This is a genomic window from Rhodanobacter sp. MP7CTX1 (genome assembly GCF_014205795.1).
In the GTDB taxonomy this organism is placed as follows: Bacteria; Pseudomonadota; Gammaproteobacteria; order Xanthomonadales; family Rhodanobacteraceae; genus Rhodanobacter.
Window position 1 is genome coordinate 32,966 of sequence record NZ_JACHCN010000010.1, and the last position, 13,853, is coordinate 46,818.

The window sequence follows — 13,853 nt, forward strand, 5'->3', positions numbered from 1 at the left end:
AACTATTCATGAGCACGCCTTTCCTCTGGCACAACGGCAGCATCAAACCCTGGGCCGATGCCACCGTCCATGTCAGCACGCACGCCCTGCATTACGGTTCCTCGGTGTTCGAGGGCGAGCGCGTTTACGCGACGCCACAGGGCCCGGTGTTTTTCCGACTGGCCGAGCACACGCGCCGATTGTTCGAGTCCGCGGCGATCTACGAGATCGAGATCGGCTATAGCGAGGACGAGATCAACGCTGCGTGCGCGGAGCTGATCCGCGCCAACGCCATGCGTTCGGCCTACGTGCGGCCGATCGTGTTTCGCGGCGCTGGCGGCCTGGGCGTGTTGCCGAAGAACGGCGCACCGGTCGACGTGGCCATCATGGCGCTGGACTGGGGCGCGTATCTGGGCGATGCGGTGGAGAAAGGCGCGAACGTCTGCGTCTCTTCGTGGCAGCGCCCTGCACCAAACACGTTGCCGAGCTGGGCCAAGGCCGGCGGTAACTATCTCAGCAGCCAGCTGATTGCGCTGGAGGCACGCCGCGGCGGCTACGACGAAGGCATCGCACTGGGCCACAACGGCTTGCTCAGCGAAGGTGCCGGCGAAAATCTGTTCCTGGTCAAACGCGGCAAGCTGCTCACCCCACCGTCGAGCGCCGGCATCCTCGCCGGCATCACCCGCGACAGCGTGGTCACACTGGCCGGGCATCTCGGCCTCAGCGTCGAAGAGCGCGACTTGCCGCGCGAGGCGCTGTACACCGCCGACGAAGTGTTCCTGACCGGCACCGCCGTCGAAATCACGCCAGTGCGATCGGTCGATCGCAAGAACGTCGGCAATGGCGAACCCGGTCCGATCACCCGTGCGCTGCAGCAGGCCTTCTTCGGCTTGTTCGACGGTCGTACCGAAGACCGCTGGGGCTGGCTGAGCTCTATCCATGCGGCCATCCCTGACCGTGAAAGCGAAAGCCCGGCCATCCATGGCCGGACTCCTCATCAACAGCCCGCTTCCATGGAGGCATCAGCGTGAGTGCAAAGACGCTCTTCGAGAAACTGTGGGACGCGCATATCGTCGTGCCTGAAACCGACGATACGCCGGCGATCCTCTACGTCGACCTGCACCTGGTGCACGAGGTGACTTCACCGCAGGCGTTCAGCGAACTGCGCGAACGCGGCCTGCAGCTGCGTCGACCCGATCGCATGCTCGCCACGCTGGATCACTCCACCCCGACCTTGCCGACGAACGCCGATGGCACCCGTCCGTATGCCAACGCCGAAGCGCAGGCGCAGGTAACGCAGCTGGAAACGAACTGTCGCGAGTTCGGGGTCGAGCTGCATGGCTGGGACAGTGATGACCGCGGCATCGTGCACGTGATCGGCCCTGAGCTGGGCGCCACCCAGCCAGGCATGACGATCGTCTGCGGCGACAGCCACACTTCGACCCATGGTGCGTTCGGTGCGCTGGCATTCGGCATTGGCACCACGGAAGTCGGCCACGTGATGGCGACGCAGTGCCTGCTGCAACGCAGGCCGAAGACACTGGCGATCCATGTCGACGGCAAGTTGCCACAAGGCATCAGCGCAAAGGACCTGATCCTGCACATCATCGGCACGATTGGCGTCGATGGTGGCACCGGCTACGTGCTCGAATACCGCGGCGCGGCGATCGAGGCGCTGTCGATGGACGAGCGCATGACCGTTTGCAACATGTCCATCGAAGCCGGCGCACGCGCTGGCCTGATCGCGCCGGACGAGACCACGTTCACCTGGTTGAAAGGACGCCCGCATGTGCCGCAAGGCGCAGCGTGGGATGCCACCGTGGAACGCTGGCGCGCATTGCGCAGCGACGATGGCGCAACCTACGACCGCGAAGTACATATCGACGCCAGCGCGGTGAAGCCCACCGTCACCTACGGTACCCACCCGGGTATGGCGATCGCGATGGACGCGCCGGTACCCGCCGCGACCAATGCACAGGAACGTCGTGCGCTGGATTACATGCAGAGTCGGCCGGGCGAGCCGATGCAGGGCACGCCCGTCGATGTGGTGTTTGTGGGCAGCTGCACCAACTCGCGGCTGTCTGATCTGCGCGAAGCCGCCAACGTGTTGCGCGGCCGCCGCATCGCCGAAGGTGTGCGCATGCTGGTGGTGCCGGGCTCCGAGGCGGTGCGACGCGATGCCGAGCGCGAAGGCCTGCATCAGGTGTTTACCGCCGCCGGTGCCGAGTGGCGCGTGCCGGGTTGCTCGATGTGCATCGCGATGAACGGCGACCTGGCGCAGCCGGGCCAGCTCGTGGTGAGCACATCCAACCGCAACTTCGAAGGCCGCCAAGGCAAGGGCGCGCGCACCGTGCTGGCGAGTCCGGCGACCGCTGCCGCTTCCGCGCTGGCAGGTCGTATCGCCGATCCGCGCGAATACCTGACGCAGGTGGCCGCATGAGCTCTTCGGCTTTTGCTTTGCGCCCTCGCCCGCAAGCAGGGAAGGGGTGGGGTGGGGTGCTCTTCGCCTCAAACTCCAGAGCTCTACCCCCTCCCTACCTCCCCCTGCGAGCAGGGGGAGGAGCCAGAGCGAGCGCCCGCAGTGCTCTACACCCTCACCCTCTCGGGGAGAAGGGTGGGGTGAGGGGCACATTTTGCGGGGCACCTACGCCGAAGCCCGCCTCGATCAACCATGCGGCGAGCACCCGCCCCTCACCTCAATCCTCTCCCCGAGGGGAAGAGGAGGCGAATGCAAACAGCGAGGAATTTTATTAATGCTGCCCATCACCCGCATCCACTCGCGCACTGCCGTGCTGGCCGACGAGAACATCGACACCGATCGCATCATTCCTGCGCGTTTCCTCACCACCACGGAGCGCAGCGGGCTCGGCAAGCTGTGTTTCCACGACTGGCGTTACCAGGCGGACGGCAGCGACAACCCCGCCTTTCCGCTGAACCAGCCACAGGCTCAGCAGTGCTCGATTATCGTCGCCGGACGCAACTTCGGTTGCGGCTCTTCGCGTGAGCACGCGCCTTGGGCGCTGCTCGACTATGGCGTGCAGGCGGTGCTGTGCAGCGAGATCGCGGACATCTTCCGCAACAACGCGCTGAAGAACGGCCTGCTGGCGATCGTGATCGACGAACCCGAGCACCGCTGGCTACTCAAGCATCCCGGCATCGAGCTGGTGATCGACGTGCGCGAGCAGTTCATCGCGTTGCCCGATGGTGGCCACATCCGCTTCCAGCTGGAACCGTTCGCACGGCACTGCCTCATCAACGGCGTCGACCAGCTCGGCTACCTGCTGCAACACGCCGATGCGATCGGCGCCTACGAACAACGCACCCGGACTCAACAGGAGGCTGCATGAAAGCTCACATCGTCACCCTGCCCGGCGACGGCGTCGGTCCCGAAGTCACTGCGGCAGCCGTCGCCGTGCTGGAAGCAGTGGCCGCACACTATGGCCACACCTTCACTTTCGATGAGCAGCTGATCGGTGGCTGCGCGATTGACGCCACCGGCGTGCCGCTGCCTCTCGCCGCGCTGGCCGCCTGCCAGGCTGCCGACGCGGTGCTGCTGGGTGCTGTCGGTGGTCCGAAATGGTCCGATCCCAATGCGTCGGTACGCCCGGAACAGGGACTGCTGGCGTTGCGCGCCGCGCTCGGTGTCTACGCCAACCTGCGCCCGTTGCAAGTGCATCCGGCGCTGGCCAACCTGTCACCGTTGAAGAATGAAAAGTTGAAGAACGTCGACGTGCTGTTCGTTCGCGAACTCACCGGCGGCGCCTATTTCGGTGCGAAGACGCGCACGGCCGACACCGCCACCGACGAATGCAAGTACACCGTTGCCGAAGTCGAGCGCGTGGTGCGCCGTGCGTTCGATCTGGCACGCGGTCGCCGTCATCGCGTCACCTCGGTGGACAAGGCGAACGTGCTGGAAACTTCTCGTCTATGGCGGAGCACAGTGCAACGCATCGCCGCGGACTATCCGGATGTAAGGCTTGAACACCAGCTGGTCGACTCAATGGCGATGCTGCTGCTGACCCAGCCGTCGAGCTATGACGTGGTGGTCACCGAGAACCTGTTCGGCGACATCCTCACCGACGAAGCCGCCGCACTGGCTGGTTCACTTGGCCTCTTGCCATCGGCCTCGTTGGGTGAAGGTCGCCGTGGTCTGTACGAACCGATCCATGGCTCCGCACCGGACATCGCCGGACAGGGTGTGGCTAATCCAGTGGGCGCGATTCTTTCCGCAGCGCTGCTGCTGCGTCATTCGCTGGGCCTGGAGACGGAGGCCTCGGCGATCGAGACTGCCGTGGAGCAAGTGCTTCAGCACGGCCCACACAGTCGCGACATCGGCGGCAGCGCCAGCACTTCGGCGGTGCGCGATGCAGTGCTCAGCGCGATAGACGATCACGTCGATACTGCCGCCGCATTTTTCAGCGGAGTACGCGCATGCGGCTGATGCATAACCGTCTTCCCAACGGACACAGGGACGTGTCCGTACTTTCTGCCGCCCCCTGCGTGCCTCTTTCGGCAGCGGATGCCCAGCGTGCGTTCCCAAGTCGCCCGCTGCTGTCCGCCTCGCCAACTTCCCGTGCACGCATGGGGCGCTTTTTCTTTCCATCCAGGCTGAATCCGCATGCGCAGTGACCAGATCAAGAGCGGGCCCGACCGCGCCCCTGCACGGGCCATGTTGCGCGCCACCGGCCTGGACGACGCCGCCATCGCCCGGCCCCTGGTCGCGGTGGTGCATACGTGGTCGAACGTGAGCCCGTGCAACCTCAACCTGCGTGAGCTGGCCGTCGAGGCTGCGGCTGGCATCCGCGCCGCGGGGGGCACGCCGATCGAATTCAACACGATTGCAGTGACCGACGGCATCGCGATGGGCACCCCCGGCATGCGTGCATCGCTGATCAGCCGCGAGGTGATCACCGACTCGATCGAACTGGCGGTGGATGGCCATTGTCTGGACGCGATGGTCGTGCTGTGCGGCTGCGACAAGACCATCCCGGCAGCGGCGATGGCGCTGGCACGGCTGAATATTCCGGGCGTGGCGCTATACGGCGGCAGCATCGCGCATGGCACCCACGACAACCATCCGATCACCATCCAGCAAGTGTTCGAAGCCGTCGGAGCGCATGGCGCGGGCAAGATCGACGACGCGGAACTCGCCGCCGTCGAACGCGATGCGTGTCCCGGTGCCGGTGCCTGCGGCGGCCAGTTCACCGCCAACACGATGGCCATGGTACTGACCACGCTGGGGCTCTCACCGATGGGTTACAACGACATTCCCGCCACGCACCCGGCCAAGGGCGCGGCCGCGTTTCGTTGCGGCGAGCTGGTGATGGAATGTCTGAACGCCGAGCGCAAGCCGCTGGACCTGCTCAGCCGCGCTGCATTCCGCAATGCTGCACGGATGGTCGCCGCCACTGCCGGCTCCACCAACGCGGTGCTGCATCTGCTCGCCATCGCGCGCGAGGCAGGCGTCGAGTGGACACTCGAGGATTTCGAGCCGGCCTCGGTGCACACGCCGGTGATCGCCGACCTATTGCCGGCGGGCCGGCACACTGCGGTCGAATTGTTCGGCGCGGGTGGTAGCGCGCGCGTGGCGCAGGAACTGATCGCCGCCGGCATGCTGGAGGACTCCCCCACCGTCACCGGCCGCAGCTTGTTCGTCGAAGCCGCGGCCGCTCCTCGCGCTGATACGCAAGACGTCGTGCATCCTGTAAGTCGTCCGCTGAAACCGCGTGGCGGCTATTCCATCCTGTACGGCAATCTCGCGCCGGACGGCTGCATCCTCAAGCTTGCCGGCATGGAGAGCGGTCACTTCGAGGGCACTGCCCGCGTGTTCGAGAGCGAGGAGGAAGCGTTCGCCGCCGTTCAGGGTGATCGCATCCGCGCCGGCGACGTCATCGTGATTCGTAACGAAGGACCGGCCGGTGGGCCGGGCATGCGGGAGATGCTTGGCGTGACGGCAGCGCTGGTCGGTCGCGGCCTCGGTAACGACGTGGCATTGATCACCGACGGCCGCTTTTCCGGTGCCACCCACGGTTTCATGGTCGGTCACATCGCGCCGGAAGCAGCTCGCGGTGGCCCGATAGCCCTGCTGCGCGACGGCGATCCGGTGGTGATCGACGCCGCGCACCGCGAGCTGCGCACCAGCGCTGATATTGAAAGCCGTCGCGCCAGCTGGCAACCACGCGAACCGAAGGTCACGCATGGCGCGCTCGCCAAATATGCGCGCCTGGTCGGCTCCGCTTCCGATGGCGCCACCACAAATCCATCTACGGACGTCCAGACGTCCATTCATCGCAACGCGGAAACCGCCAAGTCACCAAGCGCCACCTCAGCCACCACCCTCACTGAACCCGCAGGAGTCACCGCATGAGCACCAGCACCTCCACCGACACCTTGAAAACTGCCCGCATCGCCGTGCTCGGCTACGGCAGCCAGGGCCGCGCGCACGCACTGAACTTGCGCGATTCCGGTCTCGACGTCGTGGTCGGCCTGCGCAAGGGCGGCCCGTCGTGGCAGCGCGCGCAAGCCGAAGGCTTTGCCGTCGCCGAACCAGCCGAGGCCGTGCGTGGTGCCGACCTGGTCGCCGTGCTGACCCCGGACATGGTACAGCCGGCGCTCTACAAGGACGCGATCGAGCCGAACATCAAACCCGGCGCAGCGCTGTTGTTCGCGCATGGCTTCAACGTGCACTTCAAGCAGATCGACCCGCGCAAGGACATCGACGTGATCCTGGTCGCCCCAAAAGGCCCGGGCGCACTGGTGCGCAGCGAGTACGAGCGTGGCCGCGGGGTCCCCTGCATCTGGGCGGTGCACCAGGACGTCAGTGGCCAGGCCGAGGCCCACACCAAGAGCTATGCCGACGGCATCGGCGGCGGCCGCGCGATGATCATCGAGACCGATTTCAAGGAAGAGACCGAGACCGATCTGTTCGGCGAACAGGCCGTTCTGTGCGGCGGCGCCAGCGAGCTGGTGATCAAGGGCTTCGAGACCCTGGTCGAGGCCGGCTACCAGCCGGAGATCGCCTACTACGAAGTGATGCACGAGCTGAAGCTGATCGTCGACCTGTTCTACGAAGGCGGCCTCACGCGGATGCTGGAGTTCGTCTCCGAGACCGCGCAGTACGGTGACTACGTCAGCGGCCCACGGATCGTCGACGCCGGCACCAAGCAGCGGATGAGAGAGGTCCTCGACGATATTCAGGACGGCACCTTCGCACGCAACTGGACGGCCGAATACAAAGCCGGCCTGCCGAACTACAAACGCCTCAAGCAGGCCGACCTCGATCATCCGATCGAGCAGGTGGGCGCGAAGCTGCGCGCGCGCATGCCGTGGTTGCAGAGCGTGCCTGTGCCGGTCGCGGCGGCTGTGACCCCGCCGCTGAAGAAAGCGGGCTGACGCTCTTGGCTCCTCCCCCTGCTCGCAGGGGGAGGTTGGGAGGGGCTCGTCCGAGCTTGCGGAATGATCAAGAGCACCCCTCCCCAGCCCTCCCCTGCGACCGAAGGAAGTCCCTTCTTCGGGGCAAGCAGGGGAGGAAGCACGGCAAACACCCTCCCTCCAGATAGGGGCGGGAGCACTGCACATCGCCCCTCCAGGAATCCTGTTTGTGAATGCGCAACCACTGAAAACCGAACTCGACACGCAGCGCCATGCGCTCGCCGGCCAGCCGATGAGCGGCGCCGACGTGATCGTGCAGGTGTTCGCCGATGAGGGCGTCGAGGTGCTGTTCGGCTATTCCGGTGGCGCGATCCTGCCGGTCTACGACGCGGTGTTTCGCTACAACGCCCTGCACCTGAAGGACAACGGCGACGAGTCGATGCCGCTGATCGTACCGGCCAACGAGCAGGGCGCAGGATTCATGGCGGCGGGCTATGCGCGCGCTTCCGGCAAGGTCGGCGTGGCGGTGGTCACGTCCGGTCCCGGCGCGACAAACATGGTCACGCCGGTGCGCGACTCGATGGCCGATTCGATTCCGCTGGTGGTGATCTGCGGCCAGGTAGCCAGTAGTTCGATCGGCAGCGACGCATTTCAGGAGGCACCGATCAGCAACATCATGGGCGCCTGTGCAAAACACGTATTCCTGGTCACCGACGCCGGTCAGCTGGAAGCGACCCTGCGTACCGCGTTCACGCTCGCCCGCAGCGGTCGCCCGGGACCGGTGGTGGTTGACGTGCCGAAGGATGTGCAGAACACCGCACTCAGCTTCCATGGCAACGGCGAGCTTGCATTGGCCGGCTACCGCGCACGACTGCATGCGGTGGAGCAGGCGGCGTTGAGCGACGCCGACTGCGCCGCATTCTTCGCTGCACTGATGCAGGCGAAACGTCCACTTATTTACGCTGGCGGTGGCGTGATCGCCGCTGATGCGGCAACGCCTCTGCGTGTGTTCGTCGAGACATTCGCGCTGCCGGTGACCACTACGCTGATGGGACTGGGTGCATTCGACACCACCGATCCGCTGGCTCTGCACATGCTTGGGATGCACGGCACCGCCTATGCGAATTACGCGGTCGAAGATTGCGATTTCGTATTCGCGCTGGGCGCGCGTTTCGACGACCGAGTCGCCGGCATGCCTGACAAATTTGCGCCGCGGGCGAAGTTTATCGCGCAACTCGACATCGACCCGGCCGAAATCGGCAAGGTGAAGCCGGTGCACTGGCACCACGTCGGCCCCATGACTCGCGCACTGGAACGGCTCACCGCGTACGGCCGCGCGCACGGCCTTTGTCCGTCACTCGATGCCTGGCATACGCATGTGGCGGATCTGAAGCGCGTACACGCGATGAACTATGACCGCGACCATACGTTGATCCAGCCCTATGCGGTACTGCAGGCAATCAACCGGCACACCGATGGCCGCGCGATCATCAGCACCGGCGTTGGCCAGCACCAGATGTGGGCGGCTCAGTATTTCGACTTCCGCGCACCACGGCATTGGCTCACTTCCGGCTCGATGGGCACGATGGGTTTCGGACTGCCGGCGGCGATCGGTGCGCAGTTCGCCCACCGTGACAAGCTCGTCATCGACGTCGACGGCGATGCAAGCATTCGCATGAACATTGGTGAGATGGAGACCGTCACCACCTACGCGTTACCGATAAAAGTGGTCGTGCTCAACAACGTCGGCGACGGCATGGTACGGCAGTGGCAGAAGCTTTTCTTCAAAGGCCGCTTCGCTGCCTCCGACAAGAGCCTGCACAAGAAAGACTTCGTGCTCGCCGCACAGGCTGACGGCTTCGCATGGGCGCAACGGCTGGAGCGTCCGGACGAGCTGGAGGCGACGATTGCCGCCTTCCTTGCGTTCGATGGCCCGGCTTTTCTTGAGGTGATGATCGACCCGGACGCTGGCGTGTATCCGATGGTTGGCCCCGGTGCCAGCTACGCGCAGATGATCACCGGGGATTTCATCGCTTCGCGCAATGCGCCCTCGACGCAGGAGACCACCGCCAGCGGAATGTTTTGACGTTCGTCGTTCTGAAGCTCGTCGTCCCGGCGCAGGCCGGAAGCGCTTATCAATGGCAAAGCGGGTCACCCAGTGTCGTCGACGTGCAAGCCCCTGAATCCCGGCCTGCGCGGGGACGACGAACATGCAGAGAGGTACCACCATGAACCACACCCTTTCCATCCTGTTACAGAACGAAGCCGGGGCACTGGTGCGCGTGGCCGGACTGTTCGCGGCGCGCGGCTACAACATCGACACGCTCACCGTGGCGGCAACGCTTGATCCCGCAGTCTCAAGGCTGACGCTGAGCCTGCAGTGCGACGACGTTGCGCTCACCCAGATCCTGCAGCAGACGCGCAAGCTGGTCGACGTGCTGCAGGTGGCACATCCGGCGACGGCACTGGCGGCGTGACTACTGCCGCTGCGCTGCCCACGGATGACGACGCCGAAGCGACCACCGATCTGCTTTCACGGATTCGCGTGGCACGCGTTTACGAAGTCGCCCAGGAATCCGCGCTCGAGCCAGCTCCGCTGCTCAGCGTGCGACTCGGCCATCGGGTGTTGCTCAAGCGCGAGGATCAGCAGCCGGTGTTCTCGTTCAAATTGCGCGGCGCCTACAACCGCATGGTGCAGCTGGATGCGGCGCAACGTGTGCACGGGGTGATCGCCGCTTCGGCCGGCAACCACGCGCAGGGCGTTGCGCTTGCGGCGGCGAAACTGGGCATTCACGCCCTCATCGTGATGCCGGTAACCGCGCCGCAGGTGAAGGTGGATGCAGTGCGCCGACTGGGCGGTGCGATGGTGGAGATCGTGCTGGTCGGCGATTCCTTCAGCGACGCACAGGCTGCAGCGGTGCAGTTGCAGGCCGAGCGCGGCGCCACCTTCGTGCATCCGTTCGACGATCTGTCGGTGATCGCCGGCCAGGGCACGGTGGCATTGGAAATCCTGCGCCAACATCCGGGCCCGCTGCATGCGGTGTTCGTGCCGGTTGGCGGCGGTGGTTTGCTGGCCGGAGTGGCAGCATGCATCAAGTCGTTGCGCCCGGAAGTTCAGGTGATCGGCGTGCAGGCGGCCGATGCCGATGCGATGGCGCGTTCGCTGGAAGCCGGCGAGCGGGTGATGCTGGACGAGGTTGGCCTGTTTGCAGACGGCACGGCGGTGAAGCAGGTCGGCGCGCATACGTTCGCGCTGTGCCAACAGCATGTGGATGCGATGCTGCGGGTGGACAACGATGCGATCTGCGCGGCGATCCGTGACATCTACCAGGACACCCGCAGTGTGCCGGAACCGTCCGGCGCACTGGCGCTGGCCGGGCTGAAGCAGTACGTCGCAGCCCACGGCGCCAGCAGCGACGGCGCGCTGGTGGCGATTGTCTCCGGCGCCAACATGAATTTCGATCGCCTGCGTTTCGTCGCCGAGCGCGCCGAGCTGGGCGAGCAGCGCGAGGCAGTGTTCGCGGTGACCATACCGGAGCAGCGCGGCAGTTTCCGCCGCTTCTGCGCCGCGCTGGGCCAGCACAACATCACCGAGTTCAACTACCGCATTGGCGATGCCAGCCAGGCGCATATCTTTGTTGGCGTGCAGACGGCCGGCCGTGGTGAGCGCGAAGCATTAGTCGCTGCGTTCCACGCGCAGCAGTTTGGTGTGCTCGATCTCACCGACGACGAGCTGGCCAAGCTGCATCTGCGCCACATGATCGGCGGCCGTTCCCTACTGGCACAGGACGAACGGCTGTACCGTTTCGAATTCCCCGAGCGCCCCGGCGCTCTCACCTGCTTTCTCAGCCAACTGCATCCGGACTGGAACATCAGCCTGTTTCATTACCGCAATCACGGCGCCGACTACGGCCGCATCCTGGTCGGCATCCAGGTACCCGATGCGGAGCAGCCGCTGTTCGAGCGCTTCGTCGCCACGCTTGGCTATCCTTACGTGGATGAGAGCGCGCACCCGGCGTATCGTTTGTTGCTGCGCGGCTGAGCATTTTCTTTCGAAGTCCGGCAGCTAACTTGTTACACCGCCGCCTTCTGAATCCAGCTCGAACACATGGTTGTCGTAGTCGGTGAAATACAGCGCGGTGCCCCCTCGCGCAAACTGGCACTCCAGACCGAAAGACTTGACCTTGGCTGCACAGATCAGCTGTTCCGCCTTGCTCACCGAGAGCGCGATATGGTCGCCATTGCACTTCGCCGGCGGCTCGCCCTGCGACAACACGAAGCACGTGCCACCGAGCTGCACCAGGCTGGAGTGATGACCCACTTCCCGACTGGGGGTAATGATGGCGTCTCCGAACAGCTGTGCGTACAACGTCGCGGTCCGGGCAGGATCGCGCACCATCAGCGCGATGTGGTCGATGGCATTCGGCATGAGCAGGCTCCGTGATAAACCAGGAGGAGGAGCACTCAATCTTCGCACCAATCGTGTGTTCGATCGATGACACCGTTTCGGGCACCCCGTCACGCAACCATGGGGCCCGGGTCACGCTAAACTGTTCGGATGGCTTCTTCCTCCCGCAAACGCCAGCAACGCAAACCGACGCCGATTCCGGCGTCGCGCCAGCCGCCTGGCGTCGCCAGATTTGCGGTCAAAAAGCCGGTCCGACCGGCTGACAGCTCCACCCGCGCCACACGGGTACTGAGTTGGCTGCTGCAAAATTTGCCCGCAGGTTATCGTGAGAAGGCGCTGGATTATCTGGTGCTGACCCGGATGGATCGGCCGATCGGCGCGTTGCTGCTGCTGTGGCCAACCTGGTGGGCGCTGTGGCTGGCGGCAAGCGACTTCCCGCCATGGAAGCCGCTGATCATCTTCACGCTCGGCGTATTCGCTATGCGCGCGGCCGGTTGCGCGATCAACGACTACGCCGACCGCAAGCTCGACCCACAGGTGGCGCGCACCGCCGGCCGGCCGATCGCCAGCGGCCGGGTGACGCCGCGCGAGGCCCTGGTCGTGTTTGCCGCACTGCTCGCGTTTGCGTTCGTGCTGGTGCTGTTCACCAACCGGCTGACGATCGAACTGTCGTTTGCCGGTGCGGCGCTGACCGCCCTGTATCCGTTCAGCAAACGCTACACCTATATGCCGCAGGTGGTGCTGGGCGCTGCCTTCGGCTGGTCGATCCCGATGGCGTTCGCGGCGGTGACGAACGGCGTGCCACCGATGGGCTGGCTGCTGTTTATTGGCAACATTCTGTGGTCGGTGATCTACGACACCGAGTACGCGATGGTCGATCGCGAAGACGATTTGAAAGCAGGTGCGCGCTCCACCGCGATCCTGTTCGGCGATGCCGACCTGCCGATCCTCGGCGTGCTGATGGGTACGTTCCTGCTGACCATGCTGTTCGTTGGCCAGCGCGCCGCGCTGGGCTGGCCCTACTGGCTCGGCCTGCTCATCGCCGCCGGCCTGTTCGGCTACCAGATGTGGCTGATCCGCGACCGCCAACGCGACGCCTGCCTCGCGGCGTTCCGCCACAACAACTGGCTCGGACTGACTGTTTGGGTCGGTATCGTGCTGGCGCTGGCGGTGCGCTGAAGACTAAGGGACGAGGGCGAGTAGCGCGTAGCGAGGGCGCAAGGTCCACCACGTCGACATGCTACTTGCCGGCGCCTTCGTTTTTGGCTCTTCGCCCCTCGTCCCTCGCGACTCGCCCCTCGCTCTTCTTCATCCTCCGCTCGGCGAGGGTGCCCGTGCCAGTGCCCACACATCCACCCGCTGCACGCCTCCCCGCTTGAGCACGCGCGCGCATTCGGCCAGCGTGGCCCCAGTAGTCATCACATCATCAAGGATCGCCACATGCGCGGGAAGCTCGATGCCGTGGCGCAGGGCGAACGCGCCCCGCACGTTGCGGCGGCGACTGATCGCATCGAGTTCGGTTTGCGCTTCGGTGCTGCGCGTGCGTTGCAGCACATCGTGACGAAAGGGCAGACCCAGTGCGCGCGCCAGTGGTCGAGCCAGTTCCAGCGCCTGGTTGTAACCACGTTGACGCAGCCGACGGCGATGCAGCGGAACGGTCAGCAGGCATTGCGCCAGTGCTACCGGACAGGACTCGCGTTGCCACAGCGTCGACAACACGCGGCCGGCTGCCAGATCCGCACCGAACTTGTAGCGCGATTCCAACCGATCCAGCGGCCAACCGTAGCGGAACGGCGCCCACGCCCCGTCCCAGGGCGGCGCGTGTCGCTGACACTCGCCGCACAACGCTGCCGGTATTGCCAATGGCAGTGCACAGCGAGCGCAGCAACTGTGGTTGCGTGGCAGGTCGGCCGCGCAATCGGCGCACAGATCGATGCCCTTTGCACCGGCAGCCCCGCACAACAGGCAGCGCAGCGGCAGCAGAAATCGCTGCCATCGATACAGCCGTTCAACCAGCGCATCCATGCGGGTCACTCCATCCGTGGCTCTTGACCGGATGGTAGCCCACCTGGGCCGGAGGCCCTTCGTCAACCAG

12 protein-coding genes are annotated in these 13,853 nt (G+C 65.1%); 10 read left to right on the forward strand and 2 right to left on the reverse strand.

The genetic code is table 11. The features are described 5' to 3' along the window. Nucleotides 1-8 precede the first annotated feature (8 nt). From HDE77_RS13175 to ilvA, 9 genes are all read left to right on the forward strand, one after another. Nucleotides 9-1,010, forward strand: coding sequence for a branched-chain amino acid transaminase (locus HDE77_RS13175; RefSeq protein WP_184417879.1), 1,002 nt, complete (start codon nucleotides 9-11; stop codon nucleotides 1,008-1,010). Beyond that, nucleotides 1,007-2,419 carry a 3-isopropylmalate dehydratase large subunit gene (gene leuC / locus HDE77_RS13180; protein WP_184417881.1) on the forward strand — a complete coding sequence of 471 codons (1,413 nt, stop codon included), beginning with the start codon at nucleotides 1,007-1,009 and terminating at the stop codon, nucleotides 2,417-2,419. The genes HDE77_RS13175 and leuC overlap by 4 nt, the downstream gene beginning before the upstream one ends. A gap of 313 nt (nucleotides 2,420-2,732) precedes the next feature. Beyond that, the gene (gene leuD / locus HDE77_RS13185; RefSeq protein ID WP_184417883.1) at nucleotides 2,733-3,326 is read left to right on the forward strand and encodes a 3-isopropylmalate dehydratase small subunit; all 594 of its coding nucleotides are present in this window, start codon (nucleotides 2,733-2,735) and stop codon (nucleotides 3,324-3,326) included. Continuing rightward, the gene (gene leuB / locus HDE77_RS13190; RefSeq protein ID WP_184417885.1) at nucleotides 3,323-4,420 is read left to right on the forward strand and encodes a 3-isopropylmalate dehydrogenase; all 1,098 of its coding nucleotides are present in this window, start codon (nucleotides 3,323-3,325) and stop codon (nucleotides 4,418-4,420) included. The genes leuD and leuB overlap by 4 nt, the downstream gene beginning before the upstream one ends. Nucleotides 4,421-4,597: 177 nt before the next feature. After that, the gene (locus HDE77_RS13195) at nucleotides 4,598-6,346 is read left to right on the forward strand and encodes a dihydroxy-acid dehydratase (protein ID WP_184417887.1); all 1,749 of its coding nucleotides are present in this window, start codon (nucleotides 4,598-4,600) and stop codon (nucleotides 6,344-6,346) included. Continuing rightward, nucleotides 6,343-7,371 carry a ketol-acid reductoisomerase gene (gene ilvC / locus HDE77_RS13200; RefSeq protein WP_184417889.1) on the forward strand — a complete coding sequence of 343 codons (1,029 nt, stop codon included), beginning with the start codon at nucleotides 6,343-6,345 and terminating at the stop codon, nucleotides 7,369-7,371. Before HDE77_RS13195 ends, ilvC begins: the two co-directional genes overlap by 4 nt. 208 nt (nucleotides 7,372-7,579) lie before the next feature. After that, nucleotides 7,580-9,436 (forward strand): biosynthetic-type acetolactate synthase large subunit, encoded by a 1,857-nt coding sequence (gene ilvB, locus HDE77_RS13205; protein WP_343206109.1) that lies wholly within the window; start codon nucleotides 7,580-7,582, stop codon nucleotides 9,434-9,436. Nucleotides 9,437-9,578: 142 nt separating this feature from the next. Beyond that, nucleotides 9,579-9,827 carry an acetolactate synthase small subunit gene (gene ilvN / locus HDE77_RS13210; protein WP_184417890.1) on the forward strand — a complete coding sequence of 83 codons (249 nt, stop codon included), beginning with the start codon at nucleotides 9,579-9,581 and terminating at the stop codon, nucleotides 9,825-9,827. Beyond that, complete coding sequence (gene ilvA / locus HDE77_RS13215) at nucleotides 9,824-11,392, forward strand: threonine ammonia-lyase, biosynthetic (protein WP_343206110.1); 1,569 nt, start codon at nucleotides 9,824-9,826, stop codon at nucleotides 11,390-11,392. Before ilvN ends, ilvA begins: the two co-directional genes overlap by 4 nt. Nucleotides 11,393-11,416: 24 nt before the next feature. On the opposite strand, the gene HDE77_RS13220 is transcribed toward ilvA, so the two are convergent. Next, on the reverse strand, nucleotides 11,417-11,779 hold the full coding sequence (locus tag HDE77_RS13220; RefSeq protein WP_184417892.1) for a hypothetical protein: 363 nt from the start codon (nucleotides 11,777-11,779) through the stop codon (nucleotides 11,417-11,419). A gap of 129 nt (nucleotides 11,780-11,908) precedes the next feature. Between HDE77_RS13220 and ubiA the strand changes: the two genes are divergently transcribed. Beyond that, complete coding sequence (gene ubiA / locus HDE77_RS13225; protein ID WP_184417894.1) at nucleotides 11,909-12,937, forward strand: 4-hydroxybenzoate octaprenyltransferase; 1,029 nt, start codon at nucleotides 11,909-11,911, stop codon at nucleotides 12,935-12,937. A gap of 129 nt (nucleotides 12,938-13,066) precedes the next feature. Here the strand turns inward: ubiA and HDE77_RS13230 are convergent, their stop codons facing one another. Then, nucleotides 13,067-13,783 (reverse strand): ComF family protein, encoded by a 717-nt coding sequence (locus tag HDE77_RS13230; RefSeq protein ID WP_184417896.1) that lies wholly within the window; start codon nucleotides 13,781-13,783, stop codon nucleotides 13,067-13,069. Nucleotides 13,784-13,853 lie beyond the last annotated feature (70 nt).

Bases quoted from the DNA above. Each gene is read 5' to 3' on its own strand.
- HDE77_RS13175 (WP_184417879.1), top strand. From the start codon at position 9: ATGAGCACGCCTTTCCTCTGGCACAACGGCAGCATCAAACCCTGGGCC.
- leuB (WP_184417885.1), top strand. From the start codon at position 3,323: ATGAAAGCTCACATCGTCACCCTGCCCGGCGACGGCGTCGGTCCCGAA.
- HDE77_RS13195 (WP_184417887.1), top strand. From the start codon at position 4,598: ATGCGCAGTGACCAGATCAAGAGCGGGCCCGACCGCGCCCCTGCACGG.
- leuD (WP_184417883.1), top strand. From the start codon at position 2,733: ATGCTGCCCATCACCCGCATCCACTCGCGCACTGCCGTGCTGGCCGAC.
- HDE77_RS13230 (WP_184417896.1), bottom strand. From the start codon at position 13,783: ATGGATGCGCTGGTTGAACGGCTGTATCGATGGCAGCGATTTCTGCTG.
- ilvN (WP_184417890.1), top strand. From the start codon at position 9,579: ATGAACCACACCCTTTCCATCCTGTTACAGAACGAAGCCGGGGCACTG.
- HDE77_RS13220 (WP_184417892.1), bottom strand. From the start codon at position 11,779: ATGCCGAATGCCATCGACCACATCGCGCTGATGGTGCGCGATCCTGCC.
- ilvC (WP_184417889.1), top strand. From the start codon at position 6,343: ATGAGCACCAGCACCTCCACCGACACCTTGAAAACTGCCCGCATCGCC.
- ubiA (WP_184417894.1), top strand. From the start codon at position 11,909: ATGGCTTCTTCCTCCCGCAAACGCCAGCAACGCAAACCGACGCCGATT.